Below are 19,731 nucleotides of genomic sequence, written 5' to 3'. Positions count from 1 at the left end.
AATCACGCCGCCCCTGCTCAGTAATAACTCTCCCCTTGCTCGGCCATTTGCCTGAGCGGCGCGCAGGGGGTAAAGCGTTCGCCGTATTTGCGCACATATTCCTCCATTCTGGCGACCATGGTGTCGATGCCCTGCTGGTGCAGGTAATGAAAGGGACCACCGGTAAAGGGCGGAAAACCAATGCCAAACACGGCGCCAATGTCGCCATCCCGGGGCGAGGCCACCACGCCCTCGCTCAGGGCCAGTGCCGCCTCATTCAGCATCAACAATACGCAGCGTTCGGCCATGTCCCGGGCCGGCAGCCGAGCCTGGGGCGTCAGCTCCAGCAGGTGATAGAGCCCGGGATCCGCCGGTTTGCCTTTTTTGTCAAAGGCGTAGAAACCCCGGCCGTTTTTCTTGCCGAGACGCTTGTCTTCCAGCAGTTTGCCAAAGGCGGCCGGCGCCCTGAAACGGCTGCCCAGCTCCTCTTCCAGCACGGGGGCAATGTTGGCGGCCACGTCGATGCCCACTTCATCAAGCAGGGTCAGGGGCCCTACCGGAAAGCCGTAGTCCACCAGCGCCCGGTCAATGGCCTCGACGGGCTCGCCTTCCAGCAGCAGCCGAATCGCCTCGTTGATATAGGGAGCCAGAATGCGATTCACGTAAAAACCGGCGCTGTCTTTTACCACTATGGGGGTTTTGCCCTGAGCCCGGGCCAGCTTCAGCGCCGTGGCCACCGTGCCTGCGCTGGTGCCGGCATGGGGAATGATCTCGGCCAGGGGCATTTTGTCTACCGGGCTGAAATAATGCAGCCCCACCACCCGTTCGGGCCGCTCAGCCCCTTCGGCAATGCGGTGAATGGGCAATGACGAGGTATTGCTGGCAAACACCCCGTGGGCGGGACCGTGTTTTTGCACTTCCCGCACCATACGACGTTTGATCTTTAAATCTTCAAACACCGCCTCCACCACCACATCGGCCCGGTTAAAGCCGCTGTAGTCCAGGGTGCCGGTCAGCCGAGCCAACTGCCGGTTCATCTCGGGACGGCGCAGGTGCTTTTTCTTTACCTTGTCATTGAGCAGGCGATGGGCCATGGCCATGGCCTGATTAATCCCTCTGTCATCAATGTCTTTGATGCGCACCGGCAGGCCGGCCCGGGTGGCGGTCACATAGGCGATGCCGCCGCCCATCAGGCCACCGCCCAACACCCCCACCCGCGCCACCGGACCAGGCTCGGCGCCCTGATAGCTGGTCTCCTTTTTCATATCGGTGGTGGCAAAAAACAGTCGGCGCAGCGAGGCCGACTCGGGCGTCATCACCAGAAAGCCAAAGGCTTCGGCTTCGGCTTTCAACCCCTCGGCCATGCCCCGCTCATAACCGGTGCGCACCACTTCCAGCAGTCGCTCCGGCGCCGGATAATTGCCCCGGGCTTTGCGCCTGAGGGTGCTTAGGGCCTTGTCGAACACCACCTTACGGCCCAGGGGGTTGCCTTCCAGCATGAGGGATTTTAAATCCCTGGTGCCGGGCCGGGCAGGCTTGCCCCGTTTTGCCAGGGCGATGGCGGTCTCCAGCAATATGCTCCGGGGCACCATATCGTCAACCAGCCCCGCCTTGAGTGCCTGCTTTGGTCTGAGCTGTTTACCGGTGAGCATCATGTCGAGGGCCTTCACCAGTCCCACCCGCCGGGGCAGGCGCTGGGTGCCACCGGAACCGGGAATCAGCCCCAGCTGCACCTCAGGCAACCCCAGTCGAGTGAGGTCGTCGTCGCTACACACTCGGCCGTGGCAGGCCAGCGCCAGCTCCAGCCCTCCCCCCAAGCAGGGGCCGTGAATGGCCGCGATCAGCGGCAGATCCAGTGCTTCCAGTTCATTGAACAGCGCCTGCCCGGCCCGGGACAGGGCCTCGGCTGCTTCGGCACTCGCGCAGTCATCCAGCATATGCACGTCGGCGCCGGCAATAAAGGCGTCGGGCTTGCCGGAGCAAAACACCAGGCCCTTGATATCATCTTGAGCGCGAATGTCGGCCAGCAGGGTGCGCAATTCGTCGGCAAAGCTCGCGCGCAGGGTGTTCATGCGCTCGCCGGGCACGTCCATGGTAATAATGCCGATGTGGTCGTCGGTGTGCAGGGTAAAGGTGGTTGATTCGCTCATTGGGCCGCCTCCAGTACCATGGCCACGCCCAGGCCGCCGGCGGCGCAGGCGGTGGTGAGTGCCAGACCGCCGCCCCGGCGGTGCAGCTCATTCAGGGTTTGGGTGATGATGCGCGCGCCGGTGGCGGCAAAGGGATGGCCGTAGGCCAGGGAGCCGCCAAGCACGTTGAATTTACTCATGTCCACGGTGCCCACCGGCGCCGCCAGCCCCAGCTCGTTTTCGGCAAAGGTAGGGCTTTCCAGGCACTGCAGGTTGGCCAGGGCCTGGGCCGCAAAGGCTTCGTGCATATCAACCAGATCCATATCGGCAAGCGTGCAGCCGGCCTGTGCCAGGGCCTTGGGAATGGCGTAGCTCGGCCCCAACAGCATGTCGCGCTTCACGCCAAGGGCGGCATAGGCATGGCTGCGCAAATAGCCCAGGGGTTTCAGCCCCAGGGCCCGGGCGCGGCTTTCGGTCATCATCAGCACGGCGGCGGCGCCATCGGTCAGTGCCGTGCTGTTGCCGGCGGTTACGGTGCCATGGCGCTTGTCAAAGGCGGGCCTGAGCCGGGCGTAGTCGTCCAGGGTGGAGTCGGGCCGCAGGGTATTGTCCTGCTTCAGGGGAGCCTCAAACGGCGGCACAAAGGCGGTCATCACTTCATTGTTGAGCCAGCCCTGCTCCCAGGCGCCGGCGGCCAACCGGTGGGAGCGCAGGGCAAATTCATCCTGCTCCCGGCGGGAAATGCCGTGGCTCTTGGCCATTTGTTCGGCGGTCTGGCCCATGGTCAGGCCGGTAGAATATTCCGCAATGGCCGGCGGCACCGGCGCCAGATCCCTGACTTTCAACCGGCGCAATATGGCCAGCTTTTGTGTCAGGCTTCTGGCCTTGCTGAGCGCCAGCAGGGCGTCGGCAAAGGCGCGGGACACACCGATGGGCAACACCGAGGCGGAATCGGCGCCGCCGGCAATGCCCACTTGCACCCGACCCGCCAGCATCGACTCGGCCAGGCTCGACACCGCCTGAAAACTGGTGGCGCAGGCCCGGGTCACGCTGTAGGCATCGGTGCTCACCGGCAATTCGGTGGCCAGCACGATCTCCCGGGCAATATTGGGGGCACTGGGCATCTGGATCACCTGGCCGAACACCAGCTGTTCAATGTCACCGGCCGCCACCGACGTGCGGGCCAGCAGCTCGGCCACCACCATACACCCCAGATCCAGCGCCGGAATGCCGTTCAGGGCGGTGGCCTGGCGGGCAAAGGGGGTTCGCAGGCCGGTCACGAAGGCGACGCGATCGCCCTGCCGGGTGGTAAGGGGAAATGTCGACGGCATGCTTGCTCCTTTTCCTGTGGCAACAAGAGGTCTGACCTCAAACATAGTAGCAACGGCAAAACCGGTTTCAAACAGGTTCGTTCGTTTTTACCTGGCAAGGCCGGGGTGACAAGGTGGTCGCCACGGGCAGCAACACTGGTTAGACTGAAAACAGGCTCCTACACGGGTTGAGTGATGATTTCCGTATTTAAGCGAAAGCAACAGGGGCAGCAAACGGTCTCAAAAAGCATGATGATAAAACAAAAGCGCTATGAGGCCTTGGTGTATGCCCTGCATGGCGATCTGTTTCGCTATGCCTTTTGGCTGTGCCATGACCGTCAGGTGGCGGAAGATCTGGTACAGGAAACCTTTCTGCGCGCCTGGAAGGCCCTCGACAGCTTGAAGGAAGAAAAAGCCGCCAAGGCCTGGCTGATCACCATATTGCGTCGGGAAAATGCCCGTCGGTTCGAACGCAAGCAGTTCGATTTGGTAGACATTGAAACCACGGCGGTGCCCGATCGCAAGGCACCGGGCCTGGAACAAAACATGGAAAACGAATGGCTGCGCCGGCACATTGCCGAGCTGGCCCCCGAATATCGCGAGCCGCTGTTGCTGCAGGTAATTGGCGGCTTTAGTGGAGAAGAAATTGCCGGAATACTGGATTTGAATAAAAACACCGTAATGACCCGCCTCTTTCGCGCCCGAAATCAGCTGCGAGAGGCCATTGAGCAAGACAAGACAGCAAGAGGTCGATGCAATGGATGATCTGGAGTTCCGCCGCCGGGCCTACGCGGATCCCGATGACAAAAGCCCGGAGTTTTTACGTGCGTCTTCCGCCCATGCCGGCAACCGCCAGTTTCTGGAAGACATGAAAGGCTTTAACCACAAGCTTGCCCGCGCCCTGGACGAGCCTGTGCCGCCAAGCCTGCCCGACAAACTGATGCTATCGCACCTGCTACGCCAGCCGGAAAGCCGCCCGCTGCCGGGCTGGCGACATTTGGCCATGGCCGCTTCGGTGGCCTTTGCCCTGGGGTTTGCCACCCGCTTTGTGACCTTTTCGCCCCAGGCTGCGGCCGGCCCCCCCTCGGTGTCCCAGGTGGCCCTGCATCATGTTATGCGGGAAATGCCCTTTACTCACTATATTGACGAGGAAGTGACCCTCACCACGGTCAATGCCAAGCTGCGTCCTTATGGTACACAGCTGCACGATATGGCGGAGGTCGGTAAGGTCTATTACGCCAACCACTGCATGTTTGCCGGCGGTCCGGCCGCCCACCTGGTGATTCAGGGCGAGCATGAACGGGTGCATGTTTTTCTGGTGCCCATGGAGCGACCATTGCAAATACAAAGTCGCTTTACCGAAGACAACCTGCACGGCGAAGTCATGCCCATGAGTTACAACCGTCTGGTGGTGGTCAGCGACCGCGGCGAAGACGTGCACCGCATGGCGCAAAAGGTCAAGGCATCACTGGAAAAGGCCATCTGAATACAGGCGAAGCGCCGGCCAGCCGCTGGCGCTTCATCTTGCTTCGCGCAAACCCCACACCACACTCACATTTTTCAATGCTCGTGCCGTTCGAGGCCAGACTACTATAAGAGTTGTGCCGCTTTTGGTGTAACATTCTGACCCCTTCTCGAACGGAAGCCTCCAATGCTGTTTGCAACAACAGGAATGTGCTATGACCATTGAACTCCCCATTCTTATCACCTTTGTCGGCTACCTGGTGCTGACCATGTTGATCGGTGTGGTGGCCTACAAGGCCACCAGTTCACTCAGTGACTATATTCTCGGTGGCCGCCGCCTGGGACCGAGCGTGGCGGCACTCAGCGTGGGCGCCTCGGACATGAGCGGCTGGCTACTGCTGGGCCTGCCCGGTGCCGTTTACCTGCACGGCCTGAACCAGGCCTGGATAGGCATTGGCCTGGTGGTCGGCGCCTGGCTCAACTGGCTGTTTGTGGCCAAGCGGCTGCGGGTCTATACCGAGCAGGCCAACGACTCCCTCACCCTGCCCGACTTTCTGGAGAACAGGCTGGACGACCGCAGCGGCCTTATTCGCGTGATCTCGGCGCTGACCATACTGGTGTTTTTTGTGTTCTACACCTCTTCCGGCCTGGTGGGCGGCGCCATTCTGTTTGAACAGGTCTTTGGCCTGCCCTACCTCACCGCCCTGCTGGTGGGTGGCAGTGTGATCGTCGCCTACACCTTTATGGGTGGGTTTCTGGCGGTGTCCTGGACCGACTTTTTTCAGGGCATTTTGATGCTGATCGCCCTGATCGCCATGCCCTGGGCAGTGATGAACGAGCTGGGTGGCATGGAGCAGACCATGACCACCCTGACCGCCATGGATGCCCACAAGCTGGAACTGTTCCACGACTTCTCGCTGTTTGGCGGGCTCAGCCTGATGGCCTGGGGCCTGGGCTATTTTGGCCAGCCGCACATTCTGGCGCGCTTTATGGCCATTGACTCTCCCCGCTCGGTGCCGCTGTCACGGCGCATTGCCATGAGCTGGATGGTGCTGTCGCTGATCGGTGCCCTGGGCGTGGGCCTGGCGGGTGCGGTGTATTTTGCCGATGCGCCGCTGGCTAACCCGGAGACCGTGTTCCTGGCGTTGTCCAACGCCGTGTTCAACCCCTGGGTGGCCGGCCTGCTGATCGCCGCCATCATGTCGGCCATCATGAGTACCATCGACTCCCAGTTGCTGGTGTGCTCGTCCGCCCTGACCGAAGACTTCTACAAGCGCTGGCTTCGCCCTCATGCCAGCGACAATGAACTGGTGTGGGTGGGCCGCTTCGCGGTGCTGGCCGTGGCGGTGGCCGCCATGTTGATCGCCCTGGATCCGCAAACCACGGTGCTGGGCCTGGTGAGCTACGCCTGGGCCGGCTTTGGCGCCGCCTTTGGGCCGGTGATCATTCTGTCGGTATTCTGGCCGCGCCTGACCCGTAACGGCGCCCTGGCCGGCATTGTGCTGGGGGCACTCACCGTGATCGGCTGGAAGCAGCTGGAAGGCGGCCTGTTCGATCTCTACGAAATCGTGCCCGGATTTATCATCTGTGCCCTGGCCTGTATCCTGGTCAGCCGCAAGGACAAGGAGCCGTCCAAATCGGTTACCCTGGCCTTTCGCCGTATGGAGTCCGAGCTGTAAGCCTTGATGACCCTCACAAAAGGGGCCGTATGGCCCCTTTTTTTGTAAACAGCCGTTTTACATTTACCCCGCGCTTACCTAATCTGCCAAGCAGCAGCGCTGCTTTTTCAGGCCGGTCGCGTTGGGTTGTCGCGCCATTGTGTTTCCACCAGCAAAGAGGGTGATGATGAACCAGAAAACGCTGACACTGACCTTACTCGCCGGCGGACTGGCGAGCATGACCGGCCAGGCCCAGGCCGCCGCCTTTCAGCTGGCGGAGCAAAGCACCAGTGGCCTGGGCCGGGCCTACGCCGGTGAAGGGGCCGCCGCCGACAACGCCGCCGTGCTCGGCCGCAACCCGGCGGCCATGACCCTGTTTGAGCGCCCGGCACTGTCGGCCGGGGCGGTCTACGTCAACCCGGAAGTGGATGTGGAAGGCAAACCAACGCCGCCACAGGCCGCCGGCGCCGCCAGCGCCGATCTGCCAACTCAGTCTGACGATATCGCCGATGATGCCGTGGTGCCTTTTTTCTATTATGTGCAGCCCATTAACGCACGGTGGGCGGCGGGCGTTGGCGCCTTTACCAATTACGGCCTGTCCACCACCTTTCAGGACAACCACTATGCCGGGCCGGTGGCGGGCAAAACCTCGCTGACCACCATAAACTTCAACCCCAGCCTCGCCTACCGAATGAACAAGCATCTATCACTCGGTGCCGGCTTTAATGCGGTCTACGCGGATGCCGAGTTGATTCGTCATACCGGTCTGGTGGCCGTGAGCAATCCCGGGTTGGGCTTGGAGCCCAAGTCCGAGTTTGTGCGACTGTCCGGTGATGACTGGGGCTATGGCTGGAATATCGGCCTGCTGCTGGAAGCGAACGAACATAACCGCTGGGCGCTAACTTACCGATCGGAAATTGAGCTAACCCTGGAAGGGGATTATTCCAGTGCCAAACCCGCCGTCGTCCCCGGCCTGCCTGTTGGCACCAGCAGCCAGACCATTCCCGGCAAACTCGATTTAACCCTGCCGGCCATTGCCGAGCTTTCCGGCTTTCACCGGGTTCATCCCGAGTGGGCCCTGCACTATGGTCTGATGTGGACCGAATGGAGCAGCTTTAAGGAACTACGCGCCCTGGGCCAGGATGGCGACACCCTGTTCCAGAAGGATGAGAAATTCAAAAACAGCTGGCGCATCAGCGCCGGGGTCACCCATGAGCTCTCCCCCGACTGGACGCTGCGCGGCGGCCTGGCCTACGATCAGTCACCGGTACCGGCGGCCACCCGTAGCATTTCCATTCCGGACGTGGATCGCACCTGGTATACCCTGGGCGCCACCTATAGGGTGAATGACGCGCTGAGCCTGGACGGTGCCCTGGCCTTTCTCAATGGCGGCAAGGTGGAAGTCAATGAAAGCCCCTATCAATTCAGCTCGGGTGGCGATGCCTGGCTGCTGGGGCTGCAAATGAATTACCGCTTTTAAAAAGGACAGCAAGCATCACGGCGCCCTGACAGGTTTCGAACCTGACAAGGCTTGGTGAGTTTCATATGCTTCCTGTATATTAATAAATCAGGTTCTTACGCGGTGTCTACATGGAAAATTACAGTTTTGTCGCCAAACAGGCCATTCTCGACGTTCATGGCAAACCCCTCGGCTATGAGCTGCTGTTTCGCCAGGGGCTTGACAATCGTTTTCCCAACATCGGAGCCGAACAGGCCACCCGCCGGCTAATGGCCGAACAATTCCTCAGCCAGAAGATTGAAGATCTGGTGGGCCCGGCCATGTGTTTTGTAAACTTTCCCGATACCCTGCTGCACGAAGGGCTGGCCGAGAGTTTTCGGCATTACAATATCGTAATTGAGATCCTTGAAGACGCGACCCCCACGCCTCAGTTGCTGGCATGCGTGCAGGATCTCAAGGCCATGGGCATGAAAGTCGCCCTGGACGATCATATTCCACATGAAGCCTGGCATGACTTTTTTCCCTATCTGGACTTTATCAAGCTGGACTTGCGCGAACTGCCGCTGGAGGAATGCAAGCGCCTTATTAATACCTGCCGGCCCCATACGTCACTGCAGTTTATTGCCGAAAAAGTGGAAACCCGGGAAGAATTTGAGGCCGCACGCAAGCTCGGCTTTCAGTATTTTCAGGGCTATTACTTTCAGCAGCCCCAGGTGGTTCAGCGCCGCCTGCTGACCACGGATGAAAGAACCGCCTTTGATCTGATGGCCGCCGTAACGGAGTCTACCGTTGACTACGACAGGGTGACCGAGCTGTTTATGCGGGACTTGCCTCTCACCTACAACCTGCTGCGTTACATCAATAACCAGCACCTGGGATACAAGGCCTCCGGCATCGACAAGCTGCGCAGTGCCCTGGTCTACCTCGGGCAAAAGCAACTGAAACAATTCACCGCCATGGTGATGACCGCCTACATCAGTAAGGGCAAAAGCCAGGAGCTGTATCGTCATGCCATGATTCGGGCCAGGTGGTGCGAGCTGATGGCCACCAACATAAAGCCGGAGCTGGCCGAAGACGCATTTTTATGCGGCCTGTTTTCCCTGCTGGATGTGCTGCTGGATCAGACCATGGAAGAGGTGCTGCCCAACCTGACGGTAAGCGAGCAGGTGCAACAGGCCTTGCTGGAGCGCAAGGGAACCCTGGGGTTTCTGCTGGGGGTAGTGCACGATCATGAGCGGGCCAACTGGTCCCTGCTGCAGAAGCGGCTGAACTTTATCGACATGGATCAGCACACCAGTGCCCGGTGCTATGAAGAGGCCGTGCACTGGAGCCTGGCCCTGGATGCCGAGGGCGACTGAACATCGCCCTTTCCTCTTTCCTCTGCGCCTTTACGGCGGTCAGCCGCGCCGAACCGCCGCCCAGACTCCCAGTACCAGCACAAAGCCCATTGCCGCCGCCGCAAATCCCGCCAGCAGGCTGCCGGTCACCCCCAGTGCCAGAAAGCCGGTTATGCTGACCACGGCCATGGAAAGGGCATAGGGCAGCTGGGTCACCACATGATCGATGTGATGGCAGGAGGCACCGGTGGAAGACAGTATGGTGGTGTCGGAAATGGGCGAGCAGTGGTCGCCAAAGACGGCACCGGCCATCACCGCCGCCATGCCGGGCAGCAACATCTGGGCATCAATGGCCATGGTCATGTCGGCGGCGATGGGCAGCATTACGCCAAAGGTGCCCCAGCTGGTACCGGTGGCGAATGCCATGATGCCGGCCAGCACAAAGAGAATGGCCGGCAGCAGATACAAGGGCAGGTTTTGCTGCACCAGTGACGCCAGGTATTTGCCGGTTTCCAGCTCGCTGATAAGGCCGGCAATGGTCCAGGCGAACAACAGAATGTAAATGGCTGGCAGCATACCCTTGATGCCCACCGCCAGGGTGTGCAGCCAGTCCCGTGCCGAAGTGCGCTCACGCACCAGCGCCAGGGCGCAGATCAACACGCCGGCAATGCCGCCGCTCACCAGAGAACGACCCACGTTGGTGTTTTCCAGCGCGCCCAGCAGGCTGAACGCCTGCCCCGCCTCGCTCAGGGCCTGGGCTCCGGTCCATATCAAGCCGGCCAGGGTGACCAGCGTCAGGCCACCAATGGCAAACAACAGGTCTGACACTCGGCCACCGCTTCTCTCGTGATCGTGCACACCGGGGGGGGTGCCCTTGTCGGCATCATAAAGCTCGCCGTCCAGCGCTCGGCGCTCGTGGCGACGCATCGGCCCCAGATCCCACCCCCCCTTGATCACCAGAATCACCATCAGCAGGGTAAAGATGGCGTAGAAATTCATGGCTCCCATGGTCAAAAAAGCCGCCAGGGGGCTTTGACCAGTCAGGCCGTAGCTCGCCAAAATGCCGCCGATCAGGGCGATAATATAGGCGCCCCAGGACGATATCGGCATCAGCACGCAAATGGGGGCCGCGGTAGAATCCAGCAAATACGCCAGCTTGGCCCGGGAAATACCGAAACGATCGGTTACCGGCCGGCAAATGGTGCCCACCGACAGGCTGTGAAAGTAATCATCGATAAAGAAGACAAACACCAGCAGGCCGGTCATGACCTTGGCCTGTCGCCGGCTTTTAATGCGCGCCTGCGCCCATTCGGCAAAGGCATGGGTGGCGCCGGCTCGGCTGAGCATGCTGATAATACAGCCTAGCAATAACAAAAATAACAGAATATTGACATTCCATTCATTAACGGCACCCTCGTCCCAGAACAGGTTAAATACCTTGCCGGCGAGATGAGTAAAGGCGGCGACCGGCTGGAATTGCAGCAACAACAACGCTGCCAGAACAATGCCCAGGCCGAGGGAAAGCAAAACGCGACGAGTAACGATGGCCAGCACTATGGCAAGCACGGGAGGGAATAGCGACCAAATACTTTGAATAAAAGGATGAGTGTCCACAGCAGCACCTGAATCTTGAGTTACAAAAAACCACCAGGAGCAGGAAACCGACACTGTCACGTCCTTTCTTTCCCAGCAGTAGCGCATCACGACTCGGGAGTCGTGACAGTATCAGCCCTTTCGGTACTGATCCCAGCGCCTGGCTCTTGATAGAGCCGAACACTTCGGCAACGCTTCCTTTCCATCGGGATAAACGGCATCACCCTGCCCCGATGTACTGATAAGCGCTGCGCCTCTACGCAGGTAAGTTGGCGGATTTTACTGCCGAAAAACAAAAAATCAATACATTTGTCTATATCATGTGCATTAATCCGCTTGAAAAAGCGGCTGCCGGTCATCATACCCTGTCCTCAGGTTCCGGCCGCTGAGAGGGTTAGTTTAAAAGTGAGAAAGCACTTGCATAATATGAAAATCATCACGCAAATATAGTTGCATTATGCGAGCATATTAATAACAGCTTCCTCTTATTTTTTCTCGAATGACATCATTAAAAACAGGACATAAATCAATTTACTTGCAACACCGGCAATCAGCCTGTAAATTTAAATTATTAAAAACAAATATACTTAAACAACAGGTGTAACAGATGACCGATTTCCTGAAAACTCTACTGAATATTCGCAGCCTGCGTGCCGCCGGCCGTGAGATGACCATGGAGCAACTGGAAGAAGCTCTGAGCAAATTGACCATGGTGGTGGAAGAGCGCCGCGAAGCCGAAGCCGAAGAGAAAGCCAAGGCCGAACAGAAAGAGCGCAAGCTCAAGGAATACGTCGACATGCTGGCTGCCGATGGCATTGATATCAGCGATCTGATGGAAGTCGCCGAGCCGGCCAAGAAAGCCAGCGCACCGCGCAGCAAGCGCCCGGCCAAATATGCCTACACCGATGAAAATGGCGAATATAAAACCTGGACCGGCCAGGGTCGCCAGCCCGCCGTGATCAAGAAAGCCATTGAAAATGGCGGCTCTCTGGAGCAGTTCCTGATCAATCAGTGATTCACAGATTGGTGTGAAAACGGGGCCTCAGGCCCCGTTTTTTTATTTATTTAAATCGTATAAAGAAATTGGTTTTAATGCACAAGACTCATATTGAGCCAATATCTGACGTAACCGCTGCCAATCACAAATAAATGTGACCCCGCCTAAAGCAGAGCATAAAGCGATTGATCCAGGCCATTGTGCTTGAGCTCATACACCAGCGCCAATTCGGCGCCCAGGCCGCCTGCCGGCCAGCCCTTGCGCTCCATCCAACACAAGTAAGCCAGAGGGAGCCGTAACAACGGCTGACCACGGTACTTACCATAGGGCATGGGTTTGCGAATAATACGCAGCAACCCGGCCTGATCCAGGCCGGGTGATAGCGGCTCAGCCATGCAGGCTGGCGTTAATAGCACTCAGGGCCGCCGCGGGATCCTCGGCCTGAGTAATGGGGCGGCCAATCACCAGATAGTCACTGCCCGCCTTTAACGCCAGCTCCGGAGTCATGATACGGCGTTGATCGCCGGCATCACTGCCCGCAGGCCGAATGCCCGGGGTGACCAGTTTAAAGTCCGGGCCCAGCTCGCTCTTCAGCAGGCTGGCTTCTTGGGCGGAGCACACCACACCGTCCAGGCCGGCCTGTTGGGTCAACCGCGCCAGCGCCAGCACCTGCTCGGCGGGAGAACGCAGCACACCGGTCTGATTCAACTCTTCGGCGGTCATGCTGGTCAGCACGGTTACTGCAATCAGCAGCGGCGCCCTGTCACCGTAGGGTGCCAGGGCCGCCTTTGCCGCTTCCATCATACGGCTGCCACCACTGGCGTGCACATTCACCATCCACACGCCCAGCTCCGCGGCGGCGGCCACCGCCTTGGCGACGGTGTTGGGAATATCGTGAAACTTGAGATCCAGAAACACATCAAACCCTTTCGCCACCAGGGTGCGCACAAATTCAGGGCCGAACAGGGTAAACATCTCCTTGCCTACCTTGAGTCGGCACTGCGCCGGATCCAGCTGCGCCACCAACGCCAGCGCCTGTTGCTCGTCGGCAAAGTCGAGTGCTATCAATACCTTGGGATCGCCATTGCGTGTTGTTTGCATGAAATACCTTTTCTTTTTTGTGAGGGGTGAGGAGTCATAACCCCTGTCGTAATTTACTCGCCGTCGAGGCCGCGCACCGGCTTGATGGTGCCCCACTGCCGGCAGGACGGACATTGCCAAAACAGGCTGTGAGCCGAAAAACCACACTGGCCGCAACGGTGGCTGGGCTTGGCCTTGATCTGCTCGGCCACCAGTGCCCTGAGCATTTCCAGGCTGGCCCGCGCCCTGCCCTGTTCGGCATTGGCGGCATGGTAGGACATCAGCCGGTAGAACCCTTTCATGGTGGGGTGACGCTGCAGGTGAGACAACACCAGCTGTTCGGCATTGACCTGACTTTCCCGCTCGGCCACGCGGTCTGCCAGCATCAGCACGGCGCTGGCCCCAGTGCCGGACGCAACCCATTGCTCCAGCAGGGCGGTAAAGGCGTCATCCTGATCCAGCTGCCGATGACAACGCTGCAAATCGGGCAGCACCTCACTGATAAAGTCCGCATCCTGCGCCACCACCTGCTCCAGGCAGGCGGCGGCCTGGGCCCACTGGGCCTGCCCCATCAGCAGCGCCGCCAGCCTGATATTGGCACGCACACAGCCGGCATCGGCCTTCAGCGCCTTTCTGAAATCGGTCGCCGCGCCCTTTTCATCCTGCCGGCGCCACTTCTGCTCCGCCAGTTCGCAATAAAAATGCCCCATGGGCACCAACACCTTGCTGCCCTGGCGCTTTTTCAGACGGGCAGCCACGGCAATGGCCTGTTCCCAGTCACGCAGCTGCTGATAGAGGGTCATCAGCAGCTCAAGGGCTTCCTGCTCGTAATCGGGGTCGTCTTTGAGTTCAGTCAGGATTTGCTCGGCGCGATCCAGCAGACCGGCGGCAAAGAAATCTCGGGCCAGCTCCAGCATGGCTAAATGGCGTTGCTCGAGAGACAGGTTGGTACGGGCGATCAAATTTTGATGAATACGAATGGCTCGGTCTACTTCGCCACGGGTACGGAACAGGTTTCCCAGCGCCAGGTGGGTTTCAATGGTTTCGCTGTCAACCTGCAGCAACTGAATAAAGAGATCGACGGCCTTGTCGGGCTCGTCGGAAAGCAGAAAATTCAACCCGGCAACATAGTGCCGGGAGAATTGGCTGGATTGTTTCTGTGCATCCTGGCGAACGCCTCGGCGTCCCATATACCAGCCATAGGCTGCTGCCACCGGAAGCAGCAGAAACAGCAATTCCAGCATGAAGTTCGTCAGTCCTTAACCGGCAGCGCCCTGAGCTCTTCCAGTTCCCGTTGCTGACGCTCAACCTTTTTGTGCAGTCCCTTGTTGGTCATTTTAAGACGCAGCATAACCAGGCCAAAAACAAGCCAACCCAAGGCAAATCCGGCTACAAAAATAATCGCCAGCAAAGAAGACAGTCGGTAGTCTCCCTGGGCCAGCAAATAATTGACATGCACCAGCTGGTCATTCTGGGAGCCCAAAGTCAGCCCTACCGCAAAAAGGACAGCCAGAATTATCAGGCCAAAAATTATTTTCACCTTACCCTCTCAACATCCTGATTTTGAGTAAACGGCATTATCCCGAAAAAGCCGGGGGGACGCCACCGCGGCCGGCGGAAAAGTGAAGCTACGCCGGGTTTACCCGTTCCCGCAGCTCCTTGCCTGGCTTGAAATGGGGCACGTATTTACCGTTAAGCTCCACCTTTTCTCCGGTCTTGGGATTCCGTCCCAGGCGGGGGGCACGGTAATGCAGGGAAAAACTGCCGAAACCGCGAATTTCAATGCGATCACCCGATTGCAGGGTCGACGCCATTTGCTCCAGAATTTCCTTGATGGCGTTTTCCACTTCCTTGGCGGAAAGGTGCGCGTATTGTTCCGCCATACGTTCAATCAGGTCGGATTTTGTCATGCTACTGTCTCCGGAACACCAAATAAAAAGGGGCCGCGAAGGCCCCCTTGTTTCAATTCGGACAGGCTTATTCGCCTTTCGCCGCCTTGAATGCTTCGGCCATGGCACTCAGACCAACTTCTTCTTGCTGCTGGTTCAGGGTGTCGATGGCAGCCTTCTCTTCAGCTTCGTCCTTCGCGCGGATGGACAGGCTGACGGTGCGGTTCTTGCGATCGATGCCCATGAAGCGAGCTTCAATTTCTTCACCGGCGTTCAGCACGGTGGAGGCGTCTTCGATGCGGTCGCGGGAGATGTCGGCAACGCGGATGTAACCTTCCACGCCTTCTTCCAGCTCAACCACGGCACCCTTGGCGTCAACGGCGGTGATGGTACCCTTAACGATAGCACCTTTCTTGTTGTCAGACAGGTACTTATTGAAGGGATCTTCGTCGATTTGCTTCACGCCCAGGCTGATGCGCTCACGCTCCGGATCGACCTGCAGAACAACGGCTTCGATCTCGTCGCCCTTCTTGAATTCACGAACGGCTTCGTCACCGTTGGCGTTCCAGGAGATGTCGGAGAGGTGAACCAGACCGTCGATGCCGCCTTCCAGACCAATGAAGATACCGAAGTCGGTGATGGACTTGATCTTGCCAGATACGCGGTCACCCTTGTTGTGGGTTTCGGCGAACTGCTGCCAAGGGTTGGATTTGCACTGCTTCAGACCCAGGGAGATACGACGACGCTCTTCGTCGATATCCAGAACCATCACTTCCACGTTGTCACCAACGGAAACAACCTTGGACGGGTGAATGTTCTTGTTGGTCCAGTCCATTTCGGACACGTGCACCAGGCCTTCAACGCCTTCTTCGATTTCAACGAAGCAGCCGTAGTCGGTCAGGTTGGTTACGCGGCCGGCCAGACGGGTGCCTTCCGGGTAACGGTTGGCAATATCTACCCACGGATCTTCGCCCAGCTGCTTCAGGCCCAGAGACACACGGGTGCGCTCGCGGTCGAACTTCAGGACTTTAACGTTGATCTCGTCGCCCACGTTCACGATCTCGGAAGGATGCTTAACGCGCTTCCAGGCCATGTCGGTGATGTGCAGCAGGCCGTCTACGCCACCCAGATCTACGAAGGCACCGTAGTCGGTCAGGTTCTTGACGATACCCTTGACTTCCTGGCCTTCCTGCAGGTTTTCCAGCAGCTGCTCGCGCTCGGCGCTGTTTTCGGTTTCGATCACGGCACGACGGGAAACCACAACGTTGTTGCGCTTCTGGTCCAGCTTGATGACCTTGAACTCAAGCTCTTTGCCTTCCAGGTGAGTGGTGTCGCGAACCGGACGCACGTCTACCAGGGAACCGGGCAGGAAGGCGCGGATGCTGTTCACTTCTACGGTGAAACCACCCTTGACCTTGCCGTTGATCACGCCGGTCACGGTTTCTTCGTCTTCGTAGGCCTTTTCCAGCTGCAGCCAGGCTTCGTGGCGCTTGGCTTTTTCACGGGACAGCTGAGTCTCGCCGAAGCCGTCTTCCACGGCGTCCAGCGCTACGTCTACTTCGTCGCCAACGCTGATTTCCAGCTCGCCCTGGGCGTTCTTGAACTGCTCGGCGGGAATGGCAGACTCGGACTTCAGACCGGCGTCAACCAGCACGATGCCGTTTTCAATGGCAACAACGGTGCCCTTGACGATGGAGCCCGGACGGGTTTCGAGTTCTTTCAGAGACTCTTCAAAGAGTTGAGCAAAAGATTCAGTCATGTTTAATGAATACACTGTTAAGTTGAACATCCACGGGGCAATCCGGCGCTCGTGGGGTGACTAACACATTCCGCCCGGCTTCCCTGAGGGCGGCATTGCCAAATGGCTTAACGACCAAGTTTAACCTTAGTATGACTCAGTACCCTGTCCAGCACCTGGGTGATGGTCAGTTCGGTGGAGTCAATCACCAGGGCGTCATCGGCCGCCTTGAGCGGCGCCACGGCCCGGTTACGATCCCGGTCGTCGCGCTCTCGAATTTCGCTTAAAAGGCGGTCAAAACTAACATCAAACCCCTTTTCTTGCAACTGCTTGAGGCGTCGACTGGCACGCTCTTCGGCACTGGCGTCGAGGAAAATCTTGACCTCGGCATCCGGAAACACCACGGTGCCCATGTCACGACCGTCGGCAATCAGCCCGGGCCTGGCGCGAAAGGCGCGCTGACGGCGCAGCAGCGCCTCGCGCACACGGGGAAACGCCGCGACCTTGCTGGCCGCGTCGGCCACTTGCTGAGTACGAATATCGCGGGACACATCTTCCCCTTCCAGGATCACACGAATGTCGCCGCCCGTTGTCGGAAACTGCACGTCCAGGTGCGCTGCCAGGGGCATCAGCCCCGCTTCGTCATCCAGGGCCACGTTGTGGTGCAGGGCTGCCAGTGCCAACACCCGGTAAATGGCACCGGAGTCGAGCAGGTGCCATTCCAGTTGTTCCGCCAGCAGCTGGCAAAGGGTTCCCTTGCCGGCACCGCCCGGGCCATCCACGGTGATGACGGGAGCTTGTTCAGACATACATCCTCCAGTGAAACATGAGTTCGGATACACTGCCTTTGAGGCAGGCATCGCGCGGGCGGCATTATAACCGACTCACACCACAAAGACAGGCATTACAAACAATTAACAAAGCCGCCAATACGATTGAACCTATACCTGTCGCTCCATCCGCTTTACAATAGCCGGCATTTTTTATTGATGTGCTGTTTCAAGAGGAAGGCCATGAGCAGTGTTACCCGAATGGCAAACTCCAAGTTGCCCACTCCCTGGGGCACCTTTACCCTGGTCGGTTTTGAAGAAAAGGGAACAGGCAAGGATCATGCCGCCCTGGTAATGGGGGATGTCGACAACGGCGAACCTGTGCTGGCCCGCATTCATTCCGAATGCCTGACCGGCGATGCCCTGTTCAGTCTGCGCTGTGACTGCGGCTTTCAACTGCAGGCGGCGCTGGAGCGCATTGCCAAGGAAGGTCGCGGCGTACTGTTGTATGTGCGCCAGGAAGGCCGGGGGATTGGCCTGCTGAACAAAATTCACGCCTATCACCTGCAGGATCAGGGCAAGGATACGGTGGAAGCGAATGTCGAGCTGGGCTTTGCCGCCGACATGCGCGACTACACCATCTGTGCCGACATGCTGCACAGCCTGGGCGTGGGCGAGCTTCACCTGATGACCAACAACCCGCGCAAGGTCAAGGCGATGGAAAACTTCGGCATCAAGGTAGCCGAGCGCCTGCCGCTGCAGGAAGGCCGCAACCCGTTCAACGAGCATTACCTCAATACCAAGGCCGGCAAGTTGGGTCATATGCTGAAAGACAAGGACTGACCGCCCGCCCCAATAAAAAATACCGGCCCTTGGCCGGTATTTTTTTATCCGTGTTCGAGCCTTATTCCTTGGTGAAATGGACGTCTTCTTCCTTTTCACCGGCATGGGGATCGTGAAAGCGGCTCACGTTCATGGCGCCTTCGCTCTTGCCCACAATGCAGGTGACCACGGCGTCGCCGGTAATGTTGACGGCGGTACGTATCATGTCGAGCAGACGATCCACACCGATGATCAGTGCAATGCCTTCCACCGGCAGCCCCACCTGGTTCAGCACCATGGCCAGCATCACCATGCCCACCCCGGGTACACCAGCGGTACCAATGGAGGCCAGTGTAGCGGTCATGATCACCATCAGGTAATCGCCAAAGGTCAGATCAATGTTGAACGCCTGGGCGATAAAGGCGGTGGCCACCCCCTGCATGATGGCAGTGCCGTCCATGTTGATGGTGGCACCCAGGGGCACGGTAAAGGAGGCTACCCGGTTTTCCACACCCATGCGCCGAGTGGTGGTTTCCAGGGTCACCGGTATGGTGGCGTTGGATGACGCGGTGGAAAAGGCAAACATGACTGCGTCTTCCATCTTTTTGAGAAAGGTGATCGGGCTCAGGCCGGTGAACACCCGGAACAGGGTGGAGTAGGTCACCAGGGCATGCAGCAGCAGGGTGCCCGCCAGCACCAGGAAATACTCAATCAGATTAAGAATGGCATCCAGCCCCAGGCTGGTGAACAGCTGGGCCATCAGGCAGAACACGCCGTAGGGGGCCAGGTTCATCAGCAGCGCCACCAGCTTCATGATCACTTCGTTCAGATCCACAAACAGTGCCGCTACCCGTTCCCCGGACTTGCCCGCCAGGCTGATGGCAATGCCAAACAGCACGGCAAACACGATGATCTGCAGGGTATTGCCCTGGGCCATGGCGTTGATGGGGTTGGTGGGGAACATATTAATGATCACCTCGGCCAACGACGGCGCCTCGCGGGCGGCAAAGGTGCTGGAGGTCGCCAGATCCGCCCCTTCACCGGGCTTGAACAGCTCCCCCATCAGCAGAGCCAGGGAAATGGCCACGGCGGTGGTGAACAGGTAGAACGCCAGGGTCTTGCCCCCCAGCCGTCCCAGGGTGGAGATGTCTTTCAGGGAGCTGGTGCCGCATACCAAGGAGACAAAGATCAGCGGTACTACCAGCATGTTGAGGCTGGCGATAAAAATTTTGCCGCCGACCATGAACAGGCCGTTGACCAGATATTCCTGAACCAGGGCGGCGTCGGCAAACAGGGTGCGGATAACAAAGCCGGCCAGCACCCCCAGGGCCATGCCCACCAGCACTCGGGTGGTGAGCGACAGCTTTTTTTCACTCGCATTCATGAATGAATACTCCTTATTCAAAGTCCCAAACGGGGTCGCAATCGAGGTGCGCAAGGGTAGCAGCTAATAACGTGAGAATCTTCAAAAATTCACAAATAGCGGAATAAAAAACCAGAAAAAAC

18 protein-coding genes and 1 riboswitch are annotated in these 19,731 nt (G+C 58.6%); of the genes, 7 read left to right on the top strand and 11 right to left on the bottom strand.

Going from position 1 to position 19,731, the window contains the following annotated elements; all coding sequences use genetic code 11:
• Positions 1–17 precede the first annotated feature (17 nt).
• Together fadJ and fadI are read right to left on the bottom strand one after the other, a co-directional pair.
• Entirely contained in the window at positions 18–2,129 is a 2,112-nt protein-coding gene (gene fadJ, locus B6S08_RS00760) for a fatty acid oxidation complex subunit alpha FadJ (RefSeq protein ID WP_094198879.1), read from the bottom strand.
• Positions 2,126–3,439: an acetyl-CoA C-acyltransferase FadI gene (fadI, locus tag B6S08_RS00755; protein ID WP_094198878.1), complete on the bottom strand. Its 1,314-nt coding sequence runs from the start codon at positions 3,437–3,439 to the stop codon at positions 2,126–2,128. The genes fadJ and fadI overlap by 4 nt, the downstream gene beginning before the upstream one ends.
• Positions 3,440–3,667: 228 nt before the next feature.
• On the opposite strand from fadI, the gene B6S08_RS00750 reads away from it, so the two are divergent.
• From B6S08_RS00750 to B6S08_RS00730, 5 genes are all read left to right on the top strand, one after another.
• A complete protein-coding gene (locus B6S08_RS00750) occupies positions 3,668–4,183 on the top strand; it encodes a sigma-70 family RNA polymerase sigma factor (RefSeq protein ID WP_240919731.1) in 516 nt (171 codons plus the stop codon).
• Entirely contained in the window at positions 4,176–4,904 is a 729-nt protein-coding gene (locus tag B6S08_RS00745) for a DUF3379 domain-containing protein (RefSeq protein ID WP_094198876.1), read from the top strand. The genes B6S08_RS00750 and B6S08_RS00745 overlap by 8 nt, the downstream gene beginning before the upstream one ends.
• A gap of 193 nt (positions 4,905–5,097) precedes the next feature.
• On the top strand, positions 5,098–6,561 hold the full coding sequence (gene putP, locus B6S08_RS00740; RefSeq protein WP_094198875.1) for a sodium/proline symporter PutP: 1,464 nt from the start codon (positions 5,098–5,100) through the stop codon (positions 6,559–6,561).
• Positions 6,562–6,727: 166 nt separating this feature from the next.
• Positions 6,728–8,020, top strand: coding sequence for an outer membrane protein transport protein (locus B6S08_RS00735; protein ID WP_094198874.1), 1,293 nt, complete (start codon positions 6,728–6,730; stop codon positions 8,018–8,020).
• A gap of 110 nt (positions 8,021–8,130) precedes the next feature.
• Positions 8,131–9,357, top strand: coding sequence for an EAL and HDOD domain-containing protein (locus B6S08_RS00730; protein WP_094198873.1), 1,227 nt, complete (start codon positions 8,131–8,133; stop codon positions 9,355–9,357).
• A 39-nt stretch (positions 9,358–9,396) separates the two neighbouring features.
• Here B6S08_RS00730 and B6S08_RS00725 read toward each other — a convergent pair whose 3' ends face one another.
• Positions 9,397–10,950 carry a Na+/H+ antiporter NhaC family protein gene (locus B6S08_RS00725; protein ID WP_141202165.1) on the bottom strand — a complete coding sequence of 518 codons (1,554 nt, stop codon included), beginning with the start codon at positions 10,948–10,950 and terminating at the stop codon, positions 9,397–9,399.
• A 71-nt stretch (positions 10,951–11,021) separates the two neighbouring features.
• Positions 11,022–11,196, bottom strand: a riboswitch (Lysine riboswitch).
• 340 nt (positions 11,197–11,536) lie between these two features.
• Here B6S08_RS00725 and B6S08_RS00715 point away from each other — a divergent pair.
• Entirely contained in the window at positions 11,537–11,944 is a 408-nt protein-coding gene (locus B6S08_RS00715; RefSeq protein WP_094198870.1) for an H-NS family histone-like protein, read from the top strand.
• Positions 11,945–12,090: 146 nt separating this feature from the next.
• Here B6S08_RS00715 and B6S08_RS00710 read toward each other — a convergent pair whose 3' ends face one another.
• From B6S08_RS00710 to cmk, 7 genes are all read right to left on the bottom strand, one after another.
• The gene (locus B6S08_RS00710; RefSeq protein ID WP_094198869.1) at positions 12,091–12,321 is read right to left on the bottom strand and encodes a DUF3820 family protein; all 231 of its coding nucleotides are present in this window, start codon (positions 12,319–12,321) and stop codon (positions 12,091–12,093) included.
• Positions 12,314–13,027 carry an orotidine-5'-phosphate decarboxylase gene (pyrF, locus tag B6S08_RS00705; RefSeq protein ID WP_094198868.1) on the bottom strand — a complete coding sequence of 238 codons (714 nt, stop codon included), beginning with the start codon at positions 13,025–13,027 and terminating at the stop codon, positions 12,314–12,316. The genes B6S08_RS00710 and pyrF overlap by 8 nt, the downstream gene beginning before the upstream one ends.
• 53 nt (positions 13,028–13,080) lie before the next feature.
• Positions 13,081–14,250 carry a lipopolysaccharide assembly protein LapB gene (gene lapB, locus B6S08_RS00700; protein WP_094198867.1) on the bottom strand — a complete coding sequence of 390 codons (1,170 nt, stop codon included), beginning with the start codon at positions 14,248–14,250 and terminating at the stop codon, positions 13,081–13,083.
• 8 nt (positions 14,251–14,258) lie between these two features.
• Complete coding sequence (locus B6S08_RS00695) at positions 14,259–14,546, bottom strand: LapA family protein (protein ID WP_094198866.1); 288 nt, start codon at positions 14,544–14,546, stop codon at positions 14,259–14,261.
• A gap of 88 nt (positions 14,547–14,634) precedes the next feature.
• On the bottom strand, positions 14,635–14,916 hold the full coding sequence (ihfB, locus tag B6S08_RS00690) for an integration host factor subunit beta (protein WP_094198865.1): 282 nt from the start codon (positions 14,914–14,916) through the stop codon (positions 14,635–14,637).
• Positions 14,917–14,983: 67 nt separating this feature from the next.
• Complete coding sequence (gene rpsA / locus B6S08_RS00685; RefSeq protein ID WP_094198864.1) at positions 14,984–16,654, bottom strand: 30S ribosomal protein S1; 1,671 nt, start codon at positions 16,652–16,654, stop codon at positions 14,984–14,986.
• Positions 16,655–16,761: 107 nt separating this feature from the next.
• Positions 16,762–17,442: a (d)CMP kinase gene (gene cmk / locus B6S08_RS00680; protein WP_094198863.1), complete on the bottom strand. Its 681-nt coding sequence runs from the start codon at positions 17,440–17,442 to the stop codon at positions 16,762–16,764.
• Between the two features lie 204 nt (positions 17,443–17,646).
• On the opposite strand from cmk, the gene ribA reads away from it, so the two are divergent.
• Positions 17,647–18,246 (top strand): GTP cyclohydrolase II, encoded by a 600-nt coding sequence (gene ribA / locus B6S08_RS00675; protein ID WP_094198862.1) that lies wholly within the window; start codon positions 17,647–17,649, stop codon positions 18,244–18,246.
• Positions 18,247–18,307: 61 nt separating this feature from the next.
• On the opposite strand, the gene B6S08_RS00670 is transcribed toward ribA, so the two are convergent.
• On the bottom strand, positions 18,308–19,609 hold the full coding sequence (locus B6S08_RS00670) for a dicarboxylate/amino acid:cation symporter (protein ID WP_094198861.1): 1,302 nt from the start codon (positions 19,607–19,609) through the stop codon (positions 18,308–18,310).
• Positions 19,610–19,731 lie beyond the last annotated feature (122 nt).

It is taken from the genome of Oceanimonas doudoroffii (genome assembly GCF_002242685.1).
Taxonomy (GTDB): Bacteria; Pseudomonadota; Gammaproteobacteria; order Enterobacterales; family Aeromonadaceae; genus Oceanimonas; species Oceanimonas doudoroffii.
This window is presented reverse-complemented; position numbering and strand designations above follow the sequence as displayed.

What these genes read in the sequence shown, in the direction of transcription:
- fadJ (WP_094198879.1), bottom strand. Translation starts at nt 2,129, where the DNA reads ATGAGCGAATCAACCACCTTTACCCTGCACACCGACGACCACATCGGC.
- fadI (WP_094198878.1), bottom strand. Translation starts at nt 3,439, where the DNA reads ATGCCGTCGACATTTCCCCTTACCACCCGGCAGGGCGATCGCGTCGCC.
- B6S08_RS00750 (WP_240919731.1), top strand. Translation starts at nt 3,668, where the DNA reads ATGATGATAAAACAAAAGCGCTATGAGGCCTTGGTGTATGCCCTGCAT.
- B6S08_RS00745 (WP_094198876.1), top strand. Translation starts at nt 4,176, where the DNA reads ATGGATGATCTGGAGTTCCGCCGCCGGGCCTACGCGGATCCCGATGAC.
- putP (WP_094198875.1), top strand. Translation starts at nt 5,098, where the DNA reads ATGACCATTGAACTCCCCATTCTTATCACCTTTGTCGGCTACCTGGTG.
- B6S08_RS00735 (WP_094198874.1), top strand. Translation starts at nt 6,728, where the DNA reads ATGAACCAGAAAACGCTGACACTGACCTTACTCGCCGGCGGACTGGCG.
- B6S08_RS00730 (WP_094198873.1), top strand. Translation starts at nt 8,131, where the DNA reads ATGGAAAATTACAGTTTTGTCGCCAAACAGGCCATTCTCGACGTTCAT.
- B6S08_RS00715 (WP_094198870.1), top strand. Translation starts at nt 11,537, where the DNA reads ATGACCGATTTCCTGAAAACTCTACTGAATATTCGCAGCCTGCGTGCC.
- B6S08_RS00710 (WP_094198869.1), bottom strand. Translation starts at nt 12,321, where the DNA reads ATGGCTGAGCCGCTATCACCCGGCCTGGATCAGGCCGGGTTGCTGCGT.
- pyrF (WP_094198868.1), bottom strand. Translation starts at nt 13,027, where the DNA reads ATGCAAACAACACGCAATGGCGATCCCAAGGTATTGATAGCACTCGAC.
- lapB (WP_094198867.1), bottom strand. Translation starts at nt 14,250, where the DNA reads ATGCTGGAATTGCTGTTTCTGCTGCTTCCGGTGGCAGCAGCCTATGGC.
- ihfB (WP_094198865.1), bottom strand. Translation starts at nt 14,916, where the DNA reads ATGACAAAATCCGACCTGATTGAACGTATGGCGGAACAATACGCGCAC.
- rpsA (WP_094198864.1), bottom strand. Translation starts at nt 16,654, where the DNA reads ATGACTGAATCTTTTGCTCAACTCTTTGAAGAGTCTCTGAAAGAACTC.
- cmk (WP_094198863.1), bottom strand. Translation starts at nt 17,442, where the DNA reads ATGTCTGAACAAGCTCCCGTCATCACCGTGGATGGCCCGGGCGGTGCC.
- ribA (WP_094198862.1), top strand. Translation starts at nt 17,647, where the DNA reads ATGAGCAGTGTTACCCGAATGGCAAACTCCAAGTTGCCCACTCCCTGG.
- B6S08_RS00670 (WP_094198861.1), bottom strand. Translation starts at nt 19,609, where the DNA reads ATGAATGCGAGTGAAAAAAAGCTGTCGCTCACCACCCGAGTGCTGGTG.